Annotated in this window: 21 protein-coding genes; 9 read left to right on the top strand and 12 right to left on the bottom strand. The window is 76.0% G+C overall.

Going from position 1 to position 22,624, the window contains the following annotated elements:
- Positions 1 to 59: 59 nt before the first annotated feature.
- Positions 60 to 980 carry a LysR family transcriptional regulator gene (locus EDJALFJO_RS27275; RefSeq protein WP_088289474.1) on the top strand — a complete coding sequence of 307 codons (921 nt, stop codon included), beginning with the start codon at positions 60 to 62 and terminating at the stop codon, positions 978 to 980.
- A gap of 3 nt (positions 981 to 983) precedes the next feature.
- Here the strand turns inward: EDJALFJO_RS27275 and EDJALFJO_RS27280 are convergent, their stop codons facing one another.
- The gene (locus EDJALFJO_RS27280) at positions 984 to 1,745 is read right to left on the bottom strand and encodes a bifunctional 2-polyprenyl-6-hydroxyphenol methylase/3-demethylubiquinol 3-O-methyltransferase UbiG (RefSeq protein WP_088289475.1); all 762 of its coding nucleotides are present in this window, start codon (positions 1,743 to 1,745) and stop codon (positions 984 to 986) included.
- A 51-nt stretch (positions 1,746 to 1,796) separates the two neighbouring features.
- Positions 1,797 to 4,136, bottom strand: a complete 2,340-nt coding sequence (locus tag EDJALFJO_RS27285; RefSeq protein ID WP_233150063.1) for an ATP-dependent DNA helicase — start codon at positions 4,134 to 4,136, stop codon at positions 1,797 to 1,799.
- Positions 4,137 to 4,253: 117 nt separating this feature from the next.
- Between EDJALFJO_RS27285 and EDJALFJO_RS27290 the strand changes: the two genes are divergently transcribed.
- The 3 genes from EDJALFJO_RS27290 to EDJALFJO_RS27300 are packed head-to-tail and all read left to right on the top strand — an operon-like array spanning position 4,254 to position 7,135.
- On the top strand, positions 4,254 to 5,174 hold the full coding sequence (locus tag EDJALFJO_RS27290) for a ribokinase (RefSeq protein ID WP_088289476.1): 921 nt from the start codon (positions 4,254 to 4,256) through the stop codon (positions 5,172 to 5,174).
- A 43-nt stretch (positions 5,175 to 5,217) separates the two neighbouring features.
- Complete coding sequence (locus tag EDJALFJO_RS27295; RefSeq protein ID WP_198950698.1) at positions 5,218 to 6,879, top strand: MFS transporter; 1,662 nt, start codon at positions 5,218 to 5,220, stop codon at positions 6,877 to 6,879.
- A 7-nt stretch (positions 6,880 to 6,886) separates the two neighbouring features.
- Entirely contained in the window at positions 6,887 to 7,135 is a 249-nt protein-coding gene (locus EDJALFJO_RS27300; RefSeq protein WP_088289477.1) for an RNA-binding S4 domain-containing protein, read from the top strand.
- Between the two features lie 38 nt (positions 7,136 to 7,173).
- Here the strand turns inward: EDJALFJO_RS27300 and glmS are convergent, their stop codons facing one another.
- The 4 genes from glmS to EDJALFJO_RS27320 form a co-directional block, all read right to left on the bottom strand.
- Positions 7,174 to 8,991 carry a glutamine--fructose-6-phosphate transaminase (isomerizing) gene (gene glmS, locus EDJALFJO_RS27305; RefSeq protein WP_088289478.1) on the bottom strand — a complete coding sequence of 606 codons (1,818 nt, stop codon included), beginning with the start codon at positions 8,989 to 8,991 and terminating at the stop codon, positions 7,174 to 7,176.
- A 71-nt stretch (positions 8,992 to 9,062) separates the two neighbouring features.
- A complete protein-coding gene (locus tag EDJALFJO_RS27310) occupies positions 9,063 to 9,323 on the bottom strand; it encodes a hypothetical protein (protein WP_088289479.1) in 261 nt (86 codons plus the stop codon).
- 64 nt (positions 9,324 to 9,387) lie between these two features.
- Complete coding sequence (locus EDJALFJO_RS27315; protein WP_143448816.1) at positions 9,388 to 9,843, bottom strand: hypothetical protein; 456 nt, start codon at positions 9,841 to 9,843, stop codon at positions 9,388 to 9,390.
- Positions 9,844 to 9,912: 69 nt separating this feature from the next.
- Positions 9,913 to 12,564 carry an RNA helicase gene (locus EDJALFJO_RS27320; RefSeq protein ID WP_088289481.1) on the bottom strand — a complete coding sequence of 884 codons (2,652 nt, stop codon included), beginning with the start codon at positions 12,562 to 12,564 and terminating at the stop codon, positions 9,913 to 9,915.
- A gap of 80 nt (positions 12,565 to 12,644) precedes the next feature.
- Here EDJALFJO_RS27320 and EDJALFJO_RS27325 point away from each other — a divergent pair, with 80 nt between their 5' ends.
- The gene (locus EDJALFJO_RS27325; RefSeq protein ID WP_198950699.1) at positions 12,645 to 12,977 is read left to right on the top strand and encodes a TraR/DksA C4-type zinc finger protein; all 333 of its coding nucleotides are present in this window, start codon (positions 12,645 to 12,647) and stop codon (positions 12,975 to 12,977) included.
- A 52-nt stretch (positions 12,978 to 13,029) separates the two neighbouring features.
- Positions 13,030 to 13,470 (top strand): hypothetical protein, encoded by a 441-nt coding sequence (locus EDJALFJO_RS27330; protein ID WP_143448817.1) that lies wholly within the window; start codon positions 13,030 to 13,032, stop codon positions 13,468 to 13,470.
- Positions 13,471 to 13,545: 75 nt separating this feature from the next.
- Here the strand turns inward: EDJALFJO_RS27330 and hflX are convergent, their stop codons facing one another.
- Positions 13,546 to 15,078, bottom strand: coding sequence for a GTPase HflX (gene hflX, locus EDJALFJO_RS27335; protein WP_198950700.1), 1,533 nt, complete (start codon positions 15,076 to 15,078; stop codon positions 13,546 to 13,548).
- A gap of 149 nt (positions 15,079 to 15,227) precedes the next feature.
- On the opposite strand from hflX, the gene EDJALFJO_RS27340 reads away from it, so the two are divergent.
- Positions 15,228 to 15,830 carry a class I SAM-dependent methyltransferase gene (locus tag EDJALFJO_RS27340; RefSeq protein ID WP_088289483.1) on the top strand — a complete coding sequence of 201 codons (603 nt, stop codon included), beginning with the start codon at positions 15,228 to 15,230 and terminating at the stop codon, positions 15,828 to 15,830.
- Here EDJALFJO_RS27340 and EDJALFJO_RS34580 read toward each other — a convergent pair.
- The 5 genes from EDJALFJO_RS34580 to miaA all read right to left on the bottom strand — a co-directional run bounded on the left by EDJALFJO_RS34580 (position 15,803) and on the right by miaA (position 21,506).
- Positions 15,803 to 15,952 (bottom strand): hypothetical protein, encoded by a 150-nt coding sequence (locus tag EDJALFJO_RS34580; RefSeq protein ID WP_158220587.1) that lies wholly within the window; start codon positions 15,950 to 15,952, stop codon positions 15,803 to 15,805. The genes EDJALFJO_RS27340 and EDJALFJO_RS34580 overlap by 28 nt on opposite strands.
- A gap of 178 nt (positions 15,953 to 16,130) precedes the next feature.
- Positions 16,131 to 17,147: a diaminopimelate epimerase gene (gene dapF / locus EDJALFJO_RS27345; protein ID WP_233150064.1), complete on the bottom strand. Its 1,017-nt coding sequence runs from the start codon at positions 17,145 to 17,147 to the stop codon at positions 16,131 to 16,133.
- Positions 17,148 to 17,172: 25 nt separating this feature from the next.
- Positions 17,173 to 20,211: a LuxR family transcriptional regulator gene (locus tag EDJALFJO_RS36160; protein WP_088289484.1), complete on the bottom strand. Its 3,039-nt coding sequence runs from the start codon at positions 20,209 to 20,211 to the stop codon at positions 17,173 to 17,175.
- A gap of 31 nt (positions 20,212 to 20,242) precedes the next feature.
- Positions 20,243 to 20,419 carry a hypothetical protein gene (locus EDJALFJO_RS34585; protein WP_158220588.1) on the bottom strand — a complete coding sequence of 59 codons (177 nt, stop codon included), beginning with the start codon at positions 20,417 to 20,419 and terminating at the stop codon, positions 20,243 to 20,245.
- 97 nt (positions 20,420 to 20,516) lie between these two features.
- Positions 20,517 to 21,506: a tRNA (adenosine(37)-N6)-dimethylallyltransferase MiaA gene (miaA, locus tag EDJALFJO_RS27355; protein ID WP_088289485.1), complete on the bottom strand. Its 990-nt coding sequence runs from the start codon at positions 21,504 to 21,506 to the stop codon at positions 20,517 to 20,519.
- 162 nt (positions 21,507 to 21,668) lie between these two features.
- Between miaA and EDJALFJO_RS27360 the strand changes: the two genes are divergently transcribed.
- Together EDJALFJO_RS27360 and EDJALFJO_RS36570 are read left to right on the top strand one after the other, a co-directional pair.
- Positions 21,669 to 21,857 (top strand): antitoxin, encoded by a 189-nt coding sequence (locus EDJALFJO_RS27360; RefSeq protein WP_088289486.1) that lies wholly within the window; start codon positions 21,669 to 21,671, stop codon positions 21,855 to 21,857.
- Between the two features lie 72 nt (positions 21,858 to 21,929).
- Positions 21,930 to 22,589 carry a dihydrofolate reductase family protein gene (locus EDJALFJO_RS36570; protein ID WP_088289487.1) on the top strand — a complete coding sequence of 220 codons (660 nt, stop codon included), beginning with the start codon at positions 21,930 to 21,932 and terminating at the stop codon, positions 22,587 to 22,589.
- The last annotated feature ends 35 nt before the right edge of the window (positions 22,590 to 22,624 follow it).

Below are 22,624 nucleotides of genomic sequence, written 5' to 3' on the forward strand. Positions count from 1 at the left end.
AACGACAAGATGCTGAGGAGAGCCATAACGGCACGTTATGCACGCGCTAGCATCCGCCCATGCCCGAGGACCTCGACGTGCAGTCCCTGCGGATCGTCCGCGCGATCGCCGACGCGGGCACGATCACCGCGGCCGCGACGGCGCTCGGGTACAGCCAGCCCGCCGTGAGCCAGCACGTCCGGCGGCTCGAGCGGCGGCTCGGGACGGCCCTGCTCGAGCGCCGCGGTCGCGGCGTCCGGCTCACCGAGGCCGGGCAGGTCCTCGCCCGGCACGGCGCCACGGTGACCGCGGCGCTGGACGCCGCGGCGAGCGAGGTCGCGGCGCTCACCGGCCTGCGCGGCGGCCGGGTCCGGCTGCTCGCCTTCCCCTCGTCGTCCGCGACCCTCGTGCCGACGGCGCTCGCGACGCTGCGCGCCCAGCACCCCGACCTGCGGGTGAGCCTCGACGAGTGCGAACCGCCGGAGTCGCTGCAGCGACTGCGCGCCGGCGCGTGCGACATCGCCATCGCGTTCTCGTACCCGGGCACCGACCTCGGCCGCGGCGAGGACGACCTCGCCGGCCTCGAGGTCCGCCTGCTCCTCGAGGACCCGCCCGTCCTCGCGCTGCCCGCCGGGCACCCGCTCGCGGAGTCCCGCAGGCTGCATCTGCGCGACCTCGCGGGGCAGACCTGGATCGCCGGGTGCGCGCGCTGCCGCGGCCACCTGCTCCAGGCCTGCGCCTCGGCCGGCTACACGCCGTCCATCGCCTACGCGACCGACGACTACGTGGCCGTGCTCGGTCTCGTCGCCGCCGGGCTGGGCGTCGCGCTGCTTCCCGGGCTCGTGCTGCCCACGGCGGCCCGGCACCCGGGCGTCGCCGTCCGCGCGGTCGGCGGCACGTCGCCGCGCGCCGTCTCGACGGTGACGACACCGGACCTCATGCGGGTGCCCGCGGTCGCCGCGACCGTCGACGCGCTCTCGGACGCCGCGCTCTCGCTCTGAGGGTCAGGCCCGGACGGCACGCAGCGCGAGGAACCGCGGCACCTGCGCCCAGCGCGGGTCGGCGCCCGGGACGTCGTCCCCCGCGGGTTCGCGCACCTCGTCGAGGACGAGCCCGGCGCGGGCCAGTGCGGTGAGCCAGGTGCCGAGAGTCCTGTGGTACCACCCGATCTCGCGGACCGACGTCAGCGGCGCGGGCTGGGCCGCCCCCACGGCCGGGCCGGACGACCAGTACCCCTCACGGGCGTACGCCCCGGCGGCGCGCTGCTCCCCGCCCGGCCCCGGCACCCAGCAGGCACCGTCGTGGTCGGTCCACGGGTGCGGGAGCACGACGACGAGCGCTCCCCCGGGCCGCAGCACCCGGTGCACGTGCCCGAGCGCCGTGTCGAGGTCCGCGACGTGGTGCAGCACGAGGACGGCGCAGACCGCGTCGAGAGTGGCGTCCCCCAGGCCCGGCCCCGCCGGGCCGAGGTCCTCGGCGGCGCCCGGGCGGTAGTCGATCCCCAGCGGCCCGGCGCGCTCGGCCGCCCGGGCCGCGTCGAGCAGCGCCACCGTCGGCTCGACGGCGACGACCCGGGCGCCGAGCCGGGCCAGCCGCCGGGCGACGTGTCCCTCGCCGCAGCCGAGGTCGAGCACCCGGCGACCCGCGACACCGTCCGGCCCGCCGAGCAGGTCGAGGGTCACCCGGGCCGCGAGGTCGTTGAACCCGCGGCCCGCACCACGGACACCGTCGACGTACCACTGCGCTGCGTCGTCCCACGTCGGCACTCGGGCACCTCCGGGCTCGGGTCGGGACGGACCGTCAGACGGGCGGCACGGTCAGGTGAGCAGCATGAGGCCGTCGTCGTCGTCCGGCGCGTGCTGCTCGGCCCGCGCGGCCGCGGCGACGTCGACCTCGGTCGGGGCCTCGACAGCCAGCCCGAGGGCCGCCATCCGGGCCGCGACCTGGTCCGGGCCGCAGTCGTAGCGCTCGGCGAGGACGGCGAGCGGCCGGCCGGCCTCGACGGCGGCGCGCAGGCCGGCGTCCTCCTCGGGGGTCCAGCCGCGCCCGGCGGTGACCCCCGCCCGGGACGAGGGCGGGGCCGGCGTCTTCGCGCCGTTGCCCGCGGCGAGCGCGCGGTCGACCGGGTCGGCGACGGGCAGCACCTCGGGGGCGGTCTCGCCGATCCGGGTCAGCGCCTTGAGGACGACGTCCCGGTCGGTCGTCGACCAGAACGGCGGCAGCGAGCCGCGGAGGAAGCCGCCGTACCGCGCGGTCGCGAGCCGGCTGTCGAGGACGGCGACGACACCGCGGTCGGCGGAGGTGCGGATGAGCCGGCCGACGCCCTGGGCGAGCCGCAGCCCGGCGTGGGTCGCCGCGACCTGCATGAAGCCGTTGCCGCCGGCCCGGGCGACGGCTTGGCTGCGGGCGGCCGCGAGCGGGTCGTCGGGCCGCGGGAACGGGATCCGGTCGATGACGACGAGCTGGCAGGAGCTGCCCGGGACGTCGACCCCCTGCCAGAGCGAGAGGGTGCCGAACAGGCACGTCTGCGCGTCCCGGGCGAAGGCACGCACGAGCGTCGGGGTCGCGTCGTCGCCCTGGCAGAGGATCGGGACGTCGAGCCGCTCGCGGAGCTCCTCGGCGGCGTACTCGGCGGCCCGCCGCGAGGAGAACAGCCCGAGGGTGCGCCCGCCCGCCGCCTCGACGAGGGTCGCGAGCTCGTCGAGCACGGCGGCCGACATGCCGTCCCGGCCCGGCGGGGACAGGTGCTTGGCGACGTAGAGGATGCCCTGCTTCGGGTAGTCGAACGGGCTGCCGACGTCGAGGCCGCGCCACGTCGGCGTCTTCTCACCGAGCAGCCCGACGCTGCCCGCGACGGCGTCGAACGTGCCGCCGAGGGTGAGGGTCGCGGACGTGAGGACGACGGTGCGCTCGCCGAAGAGCCGCTCGCGCAGCAGCCCGGCGACCGTGAGCGGCGCGATGTCGAGCGCCGTGCGGACGGCGCCGTCCGGGCGCTTGTACCGGGACAGCCACGCGACGTCCGGCCCCTGCGGCCCGGCGGAGCCGGACGCGAGCCGCTCGGCGACGTCGAAGACCTCCTGGACGGCGGCCCGGGCGACCTGCCGCGAGCCGTCGGGGGCGGTCGCGCCGGGCTCGGGCTTGAGCCCGGAGAAGACGGTCTTGGCGGCGTCCCGGACAGCGCCGACCGCGACCTGGAGGAACTCCGGGAGGTCACCGGTGAACCGGCCCTCCTCGGTCTCCTCGAGGGCCGCGGCGAGGATGTCCGCGGCGGTGTCGAGCGGACCGGTGTCACCGGACCCCGCCTTGCGGGCCCGCTTCGCGGCGGCCTCGACCGCCGAGACCGTCAGCTCGTCGGTGATGACGGACGTCACCCGGTCGGCGAGCTCGTGCGCCTCGTCGACGACGAGCAGCTCGTGGTCGGGCAGCATCTGGCGGCCCTCGAACGCGTCGATCGCGACGAACGCGTGGTTGCTCACGACGACGTCGACGTGGTGGGCGCGCTCGCGGGACGCCTCGCTGAAGCAGTCCGCGGCGCTCGGGCAGCGGGTGCCGCCGAGGCACTCGTGGGCGCTCACCGACACCTGGCGCCAGGCCCGCTCGCTGACCCCGGGGACGAGCTCGTCACGGTCGCCCGAGGAGGTCGCCGCCGCCCACTCCCGCAGCCGGACGATCTCCTTGCCCAGGCGCGAGGTCGGGGCGGCGAAGACCTTGCCGCCGGCGGTGACGCCGTCGTCCGCCTCGGAGCCCGGGACGTCGAAGAGCGCGTCGTCCTCGTCGGGGAAGCCGCCCTCGACCTTGTGCATGCAGACGTAGTTGCGCCGGCCCTTGACGAGCTGCCAGGTCGGGCGGCGGCCGAGCAGCGGCGCGAGCGCGTCGGCGACCCGGGGCAGGTCGCGGTCGACGATCTGCGCCTGGAGCGCGAGGGTCGCCGTCGAGACGACGACGGGCGTGCTCGTCTCGACGGCGTGCGCGATCGCGGGCACGAGGTAGCCGAGCGACTTGCCGGTGCCGGTGCCGGCCTGCACGAGGAGGTGCTCGCCGGAGGCGGCCGCGTCGGCGACGGCGACGGCCATCTCCTCCTGGCCCGGCCGCGGGGAGCCGCCGACCGCGCCGACGGCCGCTGCGAGCAGGTCACGCGTCGAGGGTCCGGCAGCCACCCGAAGACCCTAGCCCGAGCGTCCGACGAGCGGGCCGCGCCGTCCACAGGGACGCGCCAACGGTCTCGTCACTGGTCTACGGTGCGACTCGCCCGTCGTGCCCAGCCAGGAGGTCCCGTGGACGTCGTCGTCGTCGGGTCGGCCAACGCCGACCTCGTCATCCGGGTCGAGCGCCGGCCGGGGGCCGGGGAGACCGTCCTCGGCGGGGACGTCGCGACGATCCCCGGCGGCAAGGGCGCCAACCAGGCGGTCGCGGCGGCCCGCGTCGCGCAGGGCACCGGGGTCGCCGTCCGGTTCGTCGGTCGGGTCGGGGACGACGAGCACGGCGCGATGCTGCGGGCCTCGCTCGCGTCGTCCGGGGTGGACGTCGCCCTGCTCGCGACCGCGGACCGGGCGACCGGGGCCGCCCTCATCCTCGTCGACCCCGACGGCGACAACTCGATCGTCGTCTCCCCCGGCGCGAACGCCGCGGTCACGCCGGAGGACGCACGCTGCGACGCCGTCGCGGGCGCCACGGTCGTCGTGCTCCAGCGCGAGGTCCCGGCCGAGGTGAGCCTGGCCGCCGCGGAGCACGCCCGCGGGACCGTCGTCCTCAACCTCGCGCCCGCCGGGCCGGTGCCCGACGCGCTGCTCGCCCGCACCGACGTCCTCGTCGTCAACGAGCACGAGGCGGCGCTGCTCATCGGTGAGCCCGTCGGGGACGGCGGGCTCGCCCCGGCCGAGGCGGCCGGGCGGCTGCGCGCGCTCGGCCCCGGGGCCGCCGTCATCACCCTCGGCGCGCAGGGCGCCTACGCCCAGGACGGCGCGGGCGACGCCTGGGCCCGGCCGCCGGCCGTCGAGGTCGTCGACACCACGGGTGCCGGTGACGCGTTCGTCGGGGCGCTCGCGGCCTCGCTCGCCCGGGGCGCGTCGGTCACCGAGTCGCTCGGGACCGCCGTCGTCGTCGGGGCGCTCGCGGTGACGAAGCAGGGGGCGCAGCCGTCGTTCCCGACGATCGACGAGGTGCGCGCGGTGCCCGTGGCTGGCAGCGGGGCGTGATCGTCCTATAGTCAGCCTGCTGAACATTCCGCAGGAGGCTGGCATGACGTCCGACCCGTCCACCACCGGCGCCATGGCCGAGGGCTCCCCCGCCGCCGACCCGAAGCGCTGGCTCGGGCTCGTGACGATCTCGCTCGCGGTGGCGCTCATCATCGCCGACGCCACGATCGTCAACGTCGCCATCCCGAGCGTCATCGCCGACCTCGGCATCTCGACGACGCAGGCCGAGTGGATCACGTCGGTCTACTCGCTCGTCTTCGCGGCCCTGCTCATCACCGTCGGCCGGCTCGGCGACCTCTACGGCCGCCGCCGGTTGCTCCTGGCCGGCACGGTCGTGTTCGTCGCGGCGAGCGTGCTCTGCGCGCTCGCGCCGAGCGGCGCCCTGCTCATCGCCGCCCGGGTGCTCCAGGGCATCGGCGGCGCGATGATCCTGCCGTCCACCCTGTCGACGCTCAACGCGACCTTCCGCGGCCGCGAGCGCGGCATCGCGTTCGCGGTGTGGGGCTCGACGATCGGCGGCATGGCAGCGGTCGGGCCGCTGCTCGGCGGCTGGCTCACGACGACGTTCTCGTGGCGCTGGGCGTTCGGGATCAACGTCTTCGTCGGGGCGGTCATCGTCACCGGGCTGCTCCTGTACGTCCGGGAGACGAAGGAGGACGGCGCGACGAAGGGCATCGACCTGCCCGGCACGGCGCTGTCCGTCGTCGGCCTCGGAGGGCTCGTCTTCAGCCTCATCGAGGGCCAGCGCTACGGCTGGTGGAACGCCTCGGAGGCCGCGGCCGCCGAGCTCGGCTGGACGGCGTCCGTCTCGCCGATCGTCCTGGTCGCCGCCCTCGCGGTGATCGCCGTCGCCGCGTTCGTCGCCGTGGAGCGGCGCCGGCAGCGGCAGGGCCGGGTCGTCGTCCTCGACCTCGCGCTCTTCGGCGTCCCGAGCTTCCGCAACGGCAACATCGCCGCGATGATCATCAGCCTCGGCGAGTTCGGGCTGCTCTTCCTGCTGCCGCTGTACATCCAGAACATCCTCGGGCTCTCGGCGACCCGCACCGGGGTGGTGCTCGTCGCGCTCGCGGCCGGCTCGTTCTTCTCCGCCCCGGTGGCGCCGCAGCTGTCGAACCGGCTCGGGCCGCGCGCCGTCGTCCGGATCGGGCTGGCCGCCGAGATCCTCGGGATCCTCGGGATCGCCCTGTCCGTCGGCGTCGACATCTCGGTCTGGCGGCTCGTGCCGTGGCTGTTCCTCTACGGCCTCGGCGTCGGGTTCGCGACCGCCCAGCTCACCGGCGTCATCCTCGCCGACGTCCCGGTCGCCAAGTCCGGTCAGGCGTCCGGCACCCAGAGCACCGCCCGGCAGGTCGGCTCGGCCTTCGGCGTGGCGATCATCGGGGCGGTCCTCGTCACGACGCTCACGTCGTCGGCGACCGACCGCCTCGAGGCCGCGGGAGTGCCTGCGGCGCAGACCAAGGCGCTCGTCACGGCCACGACGTCGAGCGCCGGCGCGGCGATCGGCGCCCTGCGCGCCGAGCAGGGCGCGAACGCCCCGGCGGTCGTGGCCCTCGAGGAGGCGTACGTCGCTGCGACGCGCCAGGTCGGCCTCGTCGCCTCGGGGCTCGTGCTCCTCGGCCTCTTCGCGTCGTTCTCGCTCGGGAGCGGACGCGACACCGCCGCGGCGGAGGACGCCGGTACTGCGCCCGCGCCGGGCAGGGGATGATGGCCGGGTGAACCCCGACGACACGACCGACGAGACGACCGACGTGACCGTGGGCGACGACGGGATCCGGCTGGGGCAGCTGCTCAAGTACGCGGACGTCGTGGACTCGGGGGCCGAGGTCAAGTCCCTGCTGGCGGACGGCGAGGTCGCCGTCAACGGCGAGGAGGAGACCCGGCGGGGCCGGCAGCTCTTCGCCGGCGACATCGTCCGGGTCGGCGACCGGCGGATCCTGCTCCGCGCCGGGGACGGCGACTGACCCGACGGGCCGGCCGCCGCCCCTGACGCATCGGCGCCCTACTCGACCGTGACCGACTTCGCGAGGTTGCGCGGGCGGTCGATGTCCTGGCCCAGCACGAGCGCCGCGTGGTACGCGAGCAGCTGGAGCGGGATCGTCAGGAGCACCGGGTCGAGCTCCGGCTCGTTCTTCGGGACGTCGATCCGGGCGCACGCGACGCCGAGGTCGACACCCTCGTGGGTCACGACGAGGAGCGGACCGCCGCGCGCCGAGACCTCGTGGAGCGCGCCGACGTTGCGCTCGAGCAGCTCGTCGTCCGGCACGATCGCGACCGTCGGCAGCTCGGGCGAGACGAGGGCGAGCGGTCCGTGCTTGAGCTCGCTCGCCGGGTAGGCCTCGGCGTGGCGGTAGGAGATCTCCTTGAACTTCTGGGCACCCTCGCGGGCCACCGGGTAGCCGCGGACCCGGCCGAGGAAGAACAGGCTCGGCGCCTGCGCCACCGTGGCCGCGACCTCGGCGATCGCCTTCTCCTCCGCGAGGACCGCCGCGACCTGGTCGGGCAGCTTCTTGAGGCCCTCGACGATCCGCGCGCCGTCGGCGAACGACAGGTCGTGCAGCCGGCCGAGGAGCAGGGCGAGGAGCGCGAAGCCGACGCCCATGTGGGTCAGCGCCTTCGTCGACGCGACGGCGACCTCGGGCCCGGCGTGCAGGTAGACGCCGCCGTCGCAGGCGCGCGCGATCGACGAGCCGACGACGTTGACGAGCCCGACGACCCGGCCGCCCTTGCGCTGGATCTCGCGGACGGCGAAGAGCGTGTCCGCGGTCTCGCCGGACTGGCTCACGGCGACGTAGAGGGTGTCGGGCTCGATGATCGGGTTGCGGTAGCGGAACTCGGACGCCGGCTCCGCGTCGGCGGGGATCCGCGCGAGGTCCTCGATCATCGAGGCGCCCATCTGGCCGACGTAGTACGCCGACCCGCAGCCGAGGATCTTCACCCGGCGGAACTGGCGCAGCTCGCGCGGCTCGATCCGCAGCCCGTCGAGCCGGGCGGTGGCGAACCGGTCGTCGAGGCGGCCCCCGAGCATCCGCAGCAGGGTCTGCGGCTGCTCGTGCATCTCCTTGTGCATGAAGGTCCCGTGCCCGCCGAGCTCGAGCTCGTCGGCGGTCATCGTCACCGTCTCGGTGGTCTTGGGGACGTCGCGGGCCTGCGCCGTGAACGTCCGGAAGCCGTCCGCCGTGACGCTCGCGAGCTCGCCGTCCTCGAGGTGGACGACCTGGCTCGTGTGCCGCACGAGCGCCGAGACGTCGGAGGCGACGAACATCTCCTTCTCGCCGATGCCGAGCACGAGCGGGGACCCGTTGCGCGCCACGACGATCCGGTCCGGGTGGTCGGCGCTCACGACGGCGACGGCCCACGTGCCGACGACCTGCGAGACGGCGTCGAGCACCTTGTCCTCGAGGGTCACGGCGGACGAGCGGGCGACGAGGTGGACGAGCACCTCGGTGTCGGTCTCGGAGGCGAACGTCACGCCTGCGGCCTCCAGGCGCTCCCGCAGCGCGGCCGCGTTGTCGATGATCCCGTTGTGCACGAGGACGATCCGGCCGTCCTCGCTGCGGTGCGGGTGCGCGTTCGCGGTGGTCGCGGGGCCGTGCGTCGCCCAGCGGGTGTGGCCGATGCCGACGGTGCCGGCGAGCCGCTTCGGCAGCGCGTCGACGAGGTCGCGGACCCGGCCGACGGTCCGGACGACGCGCGGGGCGCCGCTCGTGAGGACGCCGATGCCGGCGGAGTCGTACCCCCGGTACTCCAGACGGGACAGGCCTTCGACGAGGATCGGCGCGGCGTGCTGGCCGCCGACGTATCCCACGATGCCGCACACGGGCGGTCTCCTTCGGGTCGGTGGTTCGGGTGCTGGGGGCGAGGGCCGGCACGCTGCGGTGCCGGGCCGGGTCAGCCGTAGACGATGCGGCGCAGCTGCCGCTCGCTGAGGTCGGGGGCCGCGACGAGCCGGCCACGCAGCTCGGCGGCGACCGTCGCGAAGATCTCGGGGTTCTTCGCGCCGTAGGTCTGCAGGTGGGCGTGCCGGCGGCGGACGTAGTCCTCGACGGTCTCCCGGTGGAACGCGAGGACGTCGTCGACGACCCGGGCGGCCTCGGCGCTGCTCAGCCCCGTCGACGCGGCGACACGCTGGACGAGCTCGGGGTCGGGCACGGCCCAATACTCCCCCGGTCACTCATCAGTGCCAAATCCTTGCCCGAATTCGGGCAGGAACGGACTACATCCGCTCCACGACGCACCGTTGCGCGACGTAGGGGTCGCGTCCGGCGGCGGCAGCGAGGGCCAGGTCCGCCTCCCAGGGGTCCGTGGCCCCGGGGGCGGTGAGCACGGCCCCGGTCGCCGGGTCGGTCGGCGGCGAGGACCCGCTCTGCCACGGCACGAGGACGCCGTCCTCCTTCGTCACGTACGTCGCGGGGGCGCCGCTGGCGTTGTCGTCGGCGCCGAGGTAGGCGACCCGCCACTGCTGCGTCCGGACGACCCACCCCCACGGCCGGGACTCCACGGACGTGACGACCCGGCCGCCGCCGGCCTGGCAGGTCAGGGCCGCGAGCGCGACGTCGGGGTCCGCGCTGCGCCGGACCGACCACCACTGCAGGGCGGTGGGACCGGCCGCGAGGGCGACGACCGCGGCGACGAGCAGCACCGCGAGGAGGACGAGCACGCGCCGGATCATGCCGACAGGACGCCGCGCCGCGTCGTCCGGTTGCACGCCCGGCGAGGACCCGTCCGGTGCCACGGTCACCTACAGCCGTCGGAAGCCGGTGACGAGCACGACCGCCTCGCCGGCCTCGTCGGACGCGTCGAGGTCGACGACCGCCTCGACGGCCCAGTCGTGGTCGCCCTCGGGGTCGTCGACGACCTGGCGGACCTTCCAGCGCCGGGCCGGCAGGACGCCGTCCGGGTCGGGCTCCGGGGTCTCGTTCACGACGAAGAGCGCCGGGCCGCGGGCGTTGCCGCCGGTGCCGATCTCGTCGTGCTCGGCGAAGTACGCGTCGAGCGCCTCGTGCCAGTCGTCCTCACCGAAGCCGGCGGGGCCGTCGAGCTCGCCGAGCGGCGTCCAGTGCCGCAGCGCCGCGAGCTCGACCCGGCGGAACATCGCGTTGCGGACGAGCACCCGGAACGCGCGCCGGTTCGCCGTGACCGGCGGCGGCGTGTGGTGGTGCGCCGCCTGCTCGACGGCCGACTCGGTGGCCGACGGGTTGCGCAGCGCCTCCCACTCGTCGAGCAGGCTCGAGTCGGTCTGCCGGACGAGCTCGCCGAGCCACTCGGTGACGTCCTCGACGTCCTCGGTGCGCGCCGTCTCCGGCACGGTCTGCCGCAGCGCCTTGTACGCGTCGGCGAGGTAGCGCAGCACGAGCCCCTCGGTGCGGGCGAGCCCGTAGAACGCGACGTACTCGGTGAAGGACATCGCCCGCTCGTAGAGGTCGCGGGCGACCGTCTTCGGCCTGACCTCGTAGTCGGCGACCCACGGGTGACCGCGCCGGTACATCTCGTACGCGGCGCCGAGGAGCTCGGCGAGCGGCTGCGGGTGGCCGATCTCCTCGAGCAGCTCCATCCGCTCGTCGTACTCGATGCCCTCGGCCTTCATCTCGGCGACGGCCTCGCCGCGGGCCTTGAACCGCTGCGCCGACAGCACGTGGCGCGGGTCCTCCAGGGTCGCCTCGATGACCGACAGGACGTCGAGCGCGTACGTCGGCGACTCGACGTCGAGCAGCTCGAGGGCCGCGAGCGCGAACGTCGAGAGCGGCTGGTTGAGCGCGAAGTCGGCCGGGACGTCGACGGTGAGGCGCAGCGTCACGTCCGCGCCGCGCAGCGGGCGGCCGTCGGCGCCGCGGAGCACGCCGTCCGGGCCGGTCTCCCCGACGACCCCGGCGGCCGGCACCCGCTCGGCGATCCCGGCGGCGAGCAGCGCCCGGCCGATCTGGATCGCCCGGCGGATGTGCGCGCGCTGCTTCGGGCGGGGCTCGTCGTTGTCCTCGAGCAGGTGCCGCATCGCGGCGACCGGGTCCCCGGGCCGGGCGAGGACGTTGAGCGCCATCGCGTGCGAGACGGCGAAGCTCGACTGGAGGGGCTCCGGCTCGAGGGTGACGAGCCGGTCGTACGTCGACCGGCTCCACGCGACGAAGCCCTCGGGGGGCTTGCGGCGCACGATCTTGCGGCGCTTCTTCGGGTCGTCGCCGGCCTTGGCGAGGAGCTTCTCGTTCTCGATCTCGTGGTCCGGCGCCTGGACGACGACGGTGCCCGCGGTGTCGTACCCGGCGCGGCCCGCGCGGCCGGCGACCTGGTGGAACTCGCGGGCGTTGAGGTGCCGCACCCGGGTGCCGTCGTACTTGCTCAGGGCGCTGATGAGGACGGTGCGGATCGGCACGTTGATGCCGACGCCGAGGGTGTCCGTGCCGCAGATGACCTTGAGCAGCCCGGCCTGGGCGAGCTGCTCGACGAGCCGGCGGTACTTCGGCAGCATCCCGGCGTGGTGGACGCCGATCCCGTGCCGGACGAGCCGGGACAGGGTCTTGCCGAAGCCGGCGGCGAACCGGAAGCCGCCGAGGAACTCCGCGATCCGGTCCTTGTCGGCGCGGGTCGCCACGTTGACGCTCATGAGCGCCTGGGCCCGCTCGAGCGCCGCGGCCTGGGTGAAGTGGACGACGTAGACCGGCGCCTGGTTCGTCTGGAGGAGCTCCTCGAGCGTCTCGTGCATCGGTGTCATCGCGTAGAAGAAGGTCAGCGGCACGGGCCGCTCCCCCGACGCGACCGTCACCGTGTCGCGGCCGGTGCGCCGGGTCAGGTCGGTCTCGAACCGGCTCGTGTCGCCGAGGGTCGCCGACATGAGGAGGAACTGGGCGTCGGTGAGCTCGAGCAGCGGCACCTGCCAGGCCCAGCCGCGGTCGGGGTCGGCGTAGAAGTGGAACTCGTCCATGACGACCTGGCCGACGTCCGCGGCCCCGCCCTCGCGCAGCGCGAGGTTCGCGAGCACCTCGGCGGTGCAGCAGATGACCGGGGCGTCGGCGTTGACGCTCGCGTCGCCGGTGAGCATGCCGACCCGGTCGGCGCCGAGCGCGTCGCACAGGGCGAAGAACTTCTCCGAGACGAGCGCCTTGATCGGGGCGGTGTAGAACGTCCGGCGGCCCTGCGCGAGCGCGGTGAGGTGGGCGCCGAGCGCGACGAGGCTCTTGCCCGAGCCGGTCGGGGTCGCGAGGACGACGTTGCTCCCCGTGACGATCTCGAGGAGCGCCTCCTCCTGCGCCGGGTACAGCGTGAGGCCCTGGGCCGCCGTCCATGCCGCGAACGCCTCGTAGGTGGCGTCGGGGTCGAAGGGGGCCGCGGGGTCGAGCGCGCCGCCGGGGCCGACGAGGTCGCCGAGCGCCGACGGGGCGCGGGCCGGGGAGGTGGTCATCGCCGTCCATGCTCGCAGGCCCGCCGCCGGCGTGCGGAACAGCCCTCGCCGTCCGCCGCCCGCGGGTGCATGCTGCGGGGATGACGGACGACGTGCACGCGGTACTCGCGGCGAAGCGGGCCGAGCTCGAGGCGGAGATCGCCGTCCTCACCGCGCCGTCCGGCGACCTCGGCGGGATCGGCTTCGGCAAGCGGGTCGGCGAGGGCACGGCCCTGGCCGTCGAGCGGCTCTCCCAGGTGGCAGCGCACGACCGGCTGCGGGCGCTGCACGCCGACGTGCTCCGGGCCCAGGCGAAGGCGGACGACGGCACGTACGGCGTGTGCGACGGCTGCGGCGAGCCGATCGCCGCCGACCGGCTCGAGGCGCTGCCGTGGGCCACCCGCTGCATCACGTGCCAGGCGCGCCGGGCCTGACGCCCCCGCCCGACGCCCGGCCGCGGGCCTGGACCGGGCTAGAGTCCGGGCCGTGGTGGTGACGGCACGCGGCGAGGACTCCTGGCAGGGCACCGAGGCCCGAGACCTGGACGCGTTCCTCGCCGACTACTGCTCCGAGCGGCAGACGCTGAGCCGGATCGTCCACGCGGTCTGCGCGCTCTGCGGCAACGGCGCCTTCCACGTGCTCGTCGACGACGCCGAGGGCGTCGCGGGCCGGGTCTGCCTGCGCTGCGGCGACCGGCGCTGGATGCTCGACTCCGACGTGCACGCCGCCGCGGCCCGGCCGGTCGAGGCGGCCTGCCCCTGCGGCGGCGAGGTGTTCGACGTCGCCGTCGGGTTCACGCTCGGCGCGGGCGGTCTCGTCTCGTACGTGCACCTCGCGCTGCGCTGCCTCGCCGACGGCACGATGGGCGTCTACGCCGACTGGCCCCAGGACACCGAGCCGCCGCCCGACCTGCTGTCGCGGGTCTGACCCGTCACGACGGCGACGGGGTGACCTCCGCGGCGGTGCGCCGCGGGGGTCACCCCGTCCCCGTCGTCCGGTCGATCAGTGCTGCGCCGCCGGCTGGAACTGCGCGAGCTCGCCCGCGAGGCCCGGGCGGACCCGGGCGTGCAGCCGGGTGCCCTCACCCGTGTGCTCCTCGGTGAGGACGGCGCCCTCGACGTGGACCCGGTTCACGAGGTCGCCGCGGCTGTACGGGACGAGGACGTCGACCTCGACGTCCGGCCGCGGCACCGCGTCGGCGATCCGGGCCACGAGCTCGTCGACCCCGGCGCCGGTCCACGCGGAGACGGCGACGGCGTTCTTCTCGCGCCGCAGCAGCCGGTCGACGACCTCGGGGTCGGCCGCGTCCGCCTTGTTGACGACGACGAGCTCGGGGACGTCGACCGCACCGACCTCGCCGAGCACCTGACGGACGGCGGAGAGCTGGCCCTCCGGGTCCGGGTGGGCGCCGTCGACGACGTGGAGCACGAGGTCCGCGTCAGCGCACTCCTCGAGCGTCGACCGGAAGGCCTCGACGAGCTGGTGCGGCAGGTGCCGGACGAAGCCGACGGTGTCCGCGAGCGTGAACTGGCGGCCGTCCGGGGTGACGGCGCGGCGCACCGTCGGGTCGAGGGTCGCGAAGAGGGCGTTCTCGACGAGCACGCCCGCACCGGTGAGCCGGTTGAGCAGGCTCGACTTGCCGGCGTTCGTGTAGCCGGCGATGACGACGCTCGGGACGGCGTTGCGCTTGCGGCTGTCCCGCTTGGTGACGCGCGCCGTCTTCATCTCCTTGATCTCGCGGCGGAGCTTGGCCATCCGGGTGCGGATCCGTCGCCGGTCGAGCTCGATCTTCGTCTCACCGGGACCGCGCGACCCGATCCCCGCACCGGCGGCCACCCGGCCGCCGGCCTGCCGGGACATCGACTCGCCCCAGCCGCGCAGGCGCGGGAGCAGGTACTCGAGCTGGGCGAGCTCGACCTGCGCCTTGCCCTCCTTGGACTTCGCGTGCTGGGCGAAGATGTCGAGGATGATCGCCGTCCGGTCGACGACCTTGACCTTGACGACGTCCTCCAGGCTGCGCCGCTGGGACGGCGAGAGGTCGCCGTCGCAGACGACGGTGTCCGCACCCGTGCTCGCGACGAGCCCGCGCAGGTCCTCGGCCTTGCCCGAGCCGAGCCAGGTGCCAGGGTCCGGGGTGTCGCGGCGCTGCAGGACGCCGTCCAGCACCTCGGAGCCCGCGGTCTCGGCGAGGGCGGCGAGCTCGCGCAGCGAGTTCTCGGCGTCCGCGGCGGTGCCCGACGTCCAGAGCCCGGCGAGGACGACCCGCTCGAGCCGGAGCTGCCGGTACTCGACCTCGGTGACGTCCTCGAGCTCGGTCGACAGGCCTGCGACCCTGCGCAGCGCCTGCCGGTCGGAGAGGTCCTGCTGGTCGCCGTCCTGGTCCCGGTGCACGGTCGTGCCGTCCCCGGAGGTGGCCTCGGCATGGCGGGACAGGATGCGGGAGACGACGGCGGAGCCGGTCAGCGGAACCACGACGCCGTCGCCCCCGTCGGTCGGCCCGCTCGTGGTGAGGGGCTGGTCCTGGGGCTGCGTCATGGGTTCCGTGATGTCCTCCTGGGTCGTGCGGGTGCCGGGTCGTGCGCGGTGCGCGGTCATGTGCCTCCAGACTCCCATTCCAACGAGGCGGGGTCGAGCGGGATTCCGCACGATCCGGGCGCCGGGCCCGCCCCGGTAGCCTGACGCTCATGACCGAGGGCCAGGCGCACTACTTCCGGACGCCGCGGGCCCCGACCGGGTCGCGCACGATCCACGTCACCCTCGCCGGGCAGGACGTCGAGGTCGAGACGGCGGGCGGTGTCTTCAGCGGCGACCGCCTCGACCTCGGCACCCGGGTGCTCCTGCGCGAGGTCCCGGAGCCGCCGGCGACCGGGGACCTGCTCGACCTCGGCTGCGGCTGGGGCCCGCTCGCCCTGACGCTGGGGCTGCTGTCGCCGGAGGCGACCGTGTGGGCCGTCGACGTCAACGACCACGCGCTCGGGCTCACGGCCGCCAACGCGACGCGGCTCACGCTCGGCCGGGTGCGCGTCGTGCGGCCGGACGACGTCCCGGACGACGTCCGGTTCGCCGCGATCTGGTCCAACCCGCCGATCCGGGTCGGCAAGGCCGAGCTGCACGCGATGCTGCTGCGCTGGCTCCCCCGGCTGACCGACGACGGCGCGGCGCACCTCGTGGTGCAGCGCAACCTCGGGGCGGACAGCCTGCACGCCTGGCTCCAGGAGAACCTCGACGGGACCGTCACGCGGGCCGGCAGCGCGAAGGGCTACCGGGTGCTGCGGGTCACCCGCTGACGCATCCGGCCGTTGCCGCTGCTGCGGCGACGCCGGCCGGCCTCGAGCCGGAGGATGAGCAGGTCGCGGCGCACGAGCCGGTCGCTGGCCGGTGCGGTGGCACCTGTTGCCGTGCGGTCCATGGTGCGGTCCCTCCCCTGCGCCGGTCCGGCTGCTCCTGGCGATACAGAGTCAACCGGTGGACGCCGTGATACCGCGTCCCTCGTGAGACCCATATCGCCCGCCGGGGGCTCCGACTTGAGTCGGGCGGGGGTCCCCCTTGCGGCGTACCGGGGAGTAACGCGGCCCGGGCCGACGGGGTCAGGCCGAGGCGGCCCGGGCGGCGGCGAGCCAGGCCGGGTCGAGGGTGCCCTCGGCGACGATCCTGGCCGGGCCGGCGAGCTCGACACCCGGGCCCGCGAGGACGTCGTCCGCCGGGACCGTGACGCGCAGCCGCCCGCCGGGGACGTCGACGGTCCACACCCGCGGCGCGGCCGGGCCGGCCCAGGCCCGGGTCGCGAGGACGGCGGCCGCGGCACCGGTGCCGCAGGACCGGGTCTCGCCGACGCCGCGCTCGTGGACGCGCATCCGCAGGTGCCCGACGTCCGAGCCGGACTCGTGGAGCGGCACGGTGATCTCGACGTTCGTGCCCGCGGGCGGCACCGGGTCGACGAGCGGGGCGCGGGTCAGGTCGGCGCCGGCCAGCAGGTCGCGGGAGCCGAGCGCGACGACGGTGTGCGGGTTGCCGACGTCGATCGACAGCCCCGGCAGCGGGACGGTCCCGAGGGTGCCGTCCGGTGCCGTCGCCTCGATGCCGCGGACCTCGACGGTCGCGTCGGAGCCTGCCCCGACGGCCGCCGCACCGCCGACGACCTTCCACGCGCCGAGGTCGGCCGCGAGCAGGTCGCCGTCCCGGCGGACCGAGAGCAGACCGGCGCGGGTGCCGATCGGGAGCACCTCGCCGTCCGCGAGGTCGACCAGGCCGAGGTGCTGCAGGTAGCGGACGAAGACCCGGATCCCGTTGCCGCACATCTCCGCGACCGAGCCGTCGCCGTTGCGGTAGTCCATGAACCACTCGGCGTCGCCGGCGAGCGCGACCCCCTCGGGCAGCGCCGCGCAGCGGACGACGCGGATGAGCCCGTCGCCGCCGAGGCCCGCGCGGCGGTCGCACAGCGCGGCGACGAGGGCGGGCGGCAGGTCGACGCGGCCGTCCGGGTCCGGCACGAGGACGAAGTCGTTCTCCGTGCCGTGGCCCTTGGCGACGGGCAGGTGGCCGGCGAGCGGGTCGCCGGCCGGGCGCAGGTCGACGGCGGGGCCGGTGACGGACGGGGTGCTCACCGGCCCAGCCTAGGTCGTGCTGCCGTTACACGTCGGCGAGCAGCCCGCGACGGCCGGCGATCGCGACCGCCTCGGCCCGGCCGGACGCCCCGAGCTTGGCCATGAGGTTCGAGACGTGGACGCTCGCCGTCTTCTCGCTGATGAACAGCCGCTCCCCGATCGCGCGGTTCGTCAGGCCTTCGGCGACGAGCCGGAGCACCTCCGCCTCGCGCGGTGTGAGCGGCCCGTCGGACGACGGCACACCGGCCCCGAGGTCGAGCCGGGCGCGGCGGCCGAGCGCCTCCAGGGCGGCGCGCAGCGGCCGGGCCCCGAACGCCACCGCGGTCGTGTATGCGGGCAGTGCCTGCGCCGCGGCGCCGTCCCGGTCCCCGGCCGCGACGAGGGCCTCGGCGAGCCGGTAGCGGGCGAGGGCTTCCTCGTAGGGCTGGCCGGGGACGACCGCGAGCACCTGCTGCCAGGGCTCGACGTCCGCGCCGTCGGGGCGGCCGGCGCGGGCGACGCGGGCCCGGTCGACGCGGGCCCGGGTCAGCCACGCGACGGCCTCAGGACCGACGCCGCGGGCTGCCAGGGGGCGGGCGCCGGCGAAGGCGCGCTCGGCCCGCTCGAGGAAGGCGTCGGCGCGGGCAGGGTCGGCGGCGTGACCCTGCTGCGCGAGCGCCGCCAGACCGTGGGCGGCGGCCCGGATGCTCACGAGGTGCAGCTCGTCGTCCTCGGCGGTCAGCCGGGCCAGCGCCGCCTCGACGTGCGCCACGGCGGCGTCCGGGGCGCCGCACCAGGTGCTCGCGACCGCGCCGTGGACGTGCAGGGAGATGTCGGCCCAGGCGTTGAGCGCTGCGGTCTCGTCCCGACCGGCCGCGCGGACCCGCTGCTCGACGGCGGCGAACGCCTCGGGGGTCCGCTCGACGACGACCCGCTGGGCGGCGACCTGGAGCGAGGCCGTGTCGCGCCGGCCGAGCCGCAGCCCGGGCGCGGCGGCGACCCGCAGCGCCTCGTCCCACTCCCCGCGGCGGAAGAGCACCTCGACGAGGGCCAGCCGCACCTCGACGGCGTACAGGCTCGCGCCGAGGCCGGTCTGGGCGGCGCGTTCCTGGACCTCGCGGTAGATCGTCACGGCACCGGCCAGGTCGTCGACCTCGTGCCGGGCCCGGCCGAGGTTCCAGAGCGCGCGGAGCTCGATCGAGTGCTCGCCCGCGGCCCGGGCGCGTTCGCGTGCGCGCAGGAGCCACGCGGTCCCGTCGTCCGCGGCGGCCCCGCCGCCGTCGGCGCCCGTGCCGTCGGACGGGCCGGGCCGCACGAGCGACAGGGTGACGAGCAGGTCCGCCTCGGCCGCGGCGAGCCCGAGCTCGCGGGCCCAGAGGAGGCCCTGCGTCGCGAGGTCCGCGGTCACCGCGCCGTCCCCGAAGTTCGACTTGGCGTTGGCGAGGACCGCGGTCGCCCAGACGAGGTCCTCCGACGGCGGGTGGTCCAGCAGCGCCGCGCGGGCCAGGGAGGCCTCCTCGATGCAGGCGTCGATGAGGTCGGCGCCGTAGAGCTGCCGCGCGAGGTGCCGCCGGGCGTGCGCGACCCGCAGCCGGTCCCCCGTCGCGAGCGCCTCGTCGCGGGCGGCGGTCGCGAGGGCGACGGCGCGGGGCCGGTCGCCGCTCTGACCCGTCACGGTCGCGGCGAACACGAGCAGGGCGATGTGGTCGAGCCCGTCCGGACGGCGGTCGGCCGGGACGGCGTCCCACAGGCCCAGCGCGGTCTCGGCGTGCTCGTGGGCCGCGAGCGGGGCGAGCCGGGCGACGGCGTCGAGCGCCGCCTGCCAGGAGGCGGTGAGCGCCGCCGCGGTGTCGTGGCTGCGCAGGGCGTGCTCGGCGAGGTCGGCCCAGCGGCCCTCCTCGTCGTCGCCCGGGTCGGCGGCGAGCGCCCGGGCGTAGGCGGCGTGCAGCCGGACCCGCTCGCCCGGCAGCAGGTCGGAGTAGACGGCCTCCTGGAGCAGGGCGTGCCGGAAGGAGAACGTGCCGTCGCCGTCCGCGACGAGGACGTGCCAGTCGAGGGCCTCGCGCAGCGCCGGCTCCGGCGCGGTGCCCGGCGCGGCGTCGGCGACGACGGCGCGCAGCAGCCGGTCGGTGACGCAGCGGCCGGCGACGGACGCCGCCCGCACGACCTCCACGGCCGGCGCCGAGAGGCCCTCGACGCGGGTCATGAGGACGTCGGAGAGCGCCCACGGCAGGTCTGCGGGGGCGGCCGCCGACCCGGCGCCCGCCGCGGCGAGCAGCTCGAGGGCGAAGAAGGCGTTGCCGCCGCAGCGCCGGGCGATGTCCTCGACGAGGGAGGCCGGGACCGCCCCGCCCGCCACCGACGTGAGCAGCCGGCCCAGCTCGGCCTCGTCGAAGGGCTGCAGGTCGACCCGCTCGACACCGGGCAGCCGGACGAGCTCGGCGAGCAGCGGCCGCACCGGGTGCCTGCGGTGCAGGTCGTCGGTGCGGACGGTCAACGTCACGAGCAGCCGCTCGGAGCCCAGCCTGGAGAGCAGGAACCGCAGCAGGTCGCGGGTCGACGGGTCGGCCCAGTGCACGTCCTCGAGCACGAGCAGGAGCGGCGCGACCTCCTCGGCGAGCCGGGCGAGCAGGGACGCCGCGGCGTCGAAGAGCGGCAGCCGGTCGGAGTCGTCGAGCCGGGGCGAGTCGCCCGCGCGCCCGACGAGGTGGAGCAGGACCGGCCACTCCGCGGTGCTGTGCCGCACGACGTCCGCCGCCGGGCCGTCGGTGCGGGTCAGCGAGCGGACGGCGTCCACGAACGGCAGGTACGGCAGGCCGCCGGCGCCGAGGTCGACGCTGCGCCCGGTCGCGACGACGAAGCCCCGCGCCCGGGCGAGCGCATCGAGCTCGGCGACGAGCCGGGTCTTGCCGACCCCGGCGTCGCCGCCGACGACGACCGCCGCCGGGCGGCCGGCGGCGGCGCCGTCGAGCAGCCCGGCGAGCCGGCGCAGCGGCTCGGCGCGGCCGACGAACGGGGCATCGGCGACGAGCGGGGGCATGTCCCCCATCGTGGCACCGACCGCCGACAGCGTCTGCGGGCTCACCGGGCCGACCTCGGCGCTCGGGGACCGGGGCTCACGCGGCGAGGTCGTAGGCCCGCGCCCGGGCGGCGGCCCGGCGGGCGCTGCGCCGCCGCAGCGCCGCGCCGATCGTGCCGGTCAGGCTCGGGCCCCACGAGCGCTGCAGGCGCTCGACGCGCTCCTCGTGGAGCGCGCGGGCGGTGACGTAGGTCAGGTGACTGTTCCAGTTCACGGCATCCTCCTCAGGTGATGACCTCACGGTCGTCCTGAGGCGGGGGTGCGCGCATGGGGCGGTCACGCCGTCCCCGTCGCGGCCCGCGCGGTGCGGCCTAAGGGGTTCGGCGGCCCGGGTCTGAGTGGTCGGCCGCCGGCTGAGGGGTCGGCCCTGCCGGGGTGCCCGCCGCACCCGCGCGGACGACGGCCAGCGCCCGGTCGAGCAGGTCCGGGGCGTCGTGGGGCAGCCAGACGATCCGCGGGTCGCGCCGGAACCAGCTCTCCTGGCGGCGGGCGAAGCGCCGGGTCGCGCGGACGGTCTCCTCCCGGGCCTGGGCGTCGGTGCAGCGGCCCGCGAGGAGGTCGAGGACCTGGGCGTACCCGAGGGCGCGGGGCGCCGTCCGGCCCTCGCGCAGCCCCTGCCCGACGAGCCGCTCGGTCTCCTCGACGAGGCCGTCGCGCCACATGAGGTCGACCCGCAGCGCGATCCGGGCGTCCAGGGCGTCCCGGGGCACCGTGAGCCCGACCTGGACCGCGGGGCGGACGTACTCCTCGCGCGGCATCGTGGCGCTGAACGGGCGACCGGTGAGCTCGACGACCTCGAGCGCGCGGACGACGCGCCGTCCGTTCGTGGGCAGGATCCGCTCCGCCGCGACCGGGTCCCGGGCGGCGAGGACGGCGTGCAGCGCGGGCGCCCCCTCGGCCGCGAGGCGCTCCTCCCACCGCGCCCGGACCACCGGGTCGGTCGGCGGGATGTCGAGGACGTCGAGCGCCGCCCGGACGTACAGCCCCGACCCGCCCGCGAGCACCGGGGTCGTGCCCGCCGCGAGCAGCCGGTCCACCACGGCGGACGCGTCCCGCTGGTACGCCGCGACGCTCGCCTCCTGCGTGACGTCGAGGACGTCGAGCAGGTGGTGCGGCACCCCGCGCCGCTGCGCGGTCGGGAGCTTGGCGGTGCCGACGTCCATGCCGCGGTAGAGCTGCATCGCGTCGGTGTTGACCACCTCGCCGGCCAGGGCCAGGGCGAGGTCGACGGCGAGGTCGGACTTTCCGGACGCCGTGGGGCCGACGACCGCGACGACGGGGCGCGGCGGCGGGACGGTCACGGTCGGAAGTCTCGCAGGGCGCCGGATCGGACGAATGCGGACGGGTCGCAGGACGTGCCCGCACGCACGGCCGGGCGGAATACGATCACCTCGTCGGCGGGACCCGTCGACGCACCGCCGTCGCGGGCCGCAGCGGGCCCGCGGACCCTGGGAGAGACCACCATGAGCATGTTCGACGAGCTGAAGAACAAGGCCACGGACTTCATCAAGGACAACCCCGACAAGATCGAGGGCGTCAGCGACAACATCCTCGAGAAGGCCGCGGACCTCGCCGACGAGAAGACCGGCGGCAAGTTCTCGAGCCAGATCGACGGCTTCGCGCAGAAGGCCGACGACGCGATCGGCAACTGAGCGCCGACGCCTCGACCGTCGGCCCCGCCGACCGTCCCGGGCCGCCCGTGACCTCGCGTCGCGGGCGGCNTGATGCTCGTCACCCTCGACGGAGCGTTCGCCGGCCCGGACGGGCACAGTCGGTCGATCTCGTCGCCGGCCGACCGGGACGTGCTCGCCGAGACCCGCCGGCTCGCGGACGCCGTCCTCATCGGGGCGGGCACGCTGCGCGCCGAGCGCTACTCGCCGATGCGGGCCCGGCCGGACGCCGTCGCGGAGCGCCGGGCGCTCGGCCTCGCCGACGCCCCGGTGCTCGCGGTCGTCAGCGCGTCCCTCGACCTGCCCTGGGACCTGCCGATGTTCGCCGGGGAGTCGGCGCTGCCCCCGCTCGTCGTGACGACCCGCACCGCGGACGGGGCGCGGCTGGCCCGGGCGCGCGAGGTCGCGGACGTCGAGGTGCTCGGCTCCGCGGACCTCGACCCCCGCGCACTCGTCGCGGCGCTGCACGCGCGCGGGCTGCACCGGGTGGTCTGCGAGGGCGGGCCGACGCTGCTCGCCCGGCTCGTCGCCGCGGGCGTCGTGGACGAGGCGGACGTCACCCTCGCCCCGCTGTACGTCGGAGGCGGGCAGATCGGCACCGGCGCGCCGTTCGCCGCTCCTGTCGGCTTCGACGTCGCGCACGTGCTCGAGGACGGCGGATTCCTCTTCACCCGGATGCTGCGCCGCGACGACGCGACCGCCGCCGGGGTGTGAACGGACCGTCGCCGCCGGGCCGCCGCCGAGGCCTC

Origin of the sequence: Kineosporia sp. A_224 (genome assembly GCF_002198655.1) — a bacterium.
GTDB lineage: Bacteria > Actinomycetota > Actinomycetes > Actinomycetales > Kineosporiaceae > R-H-3.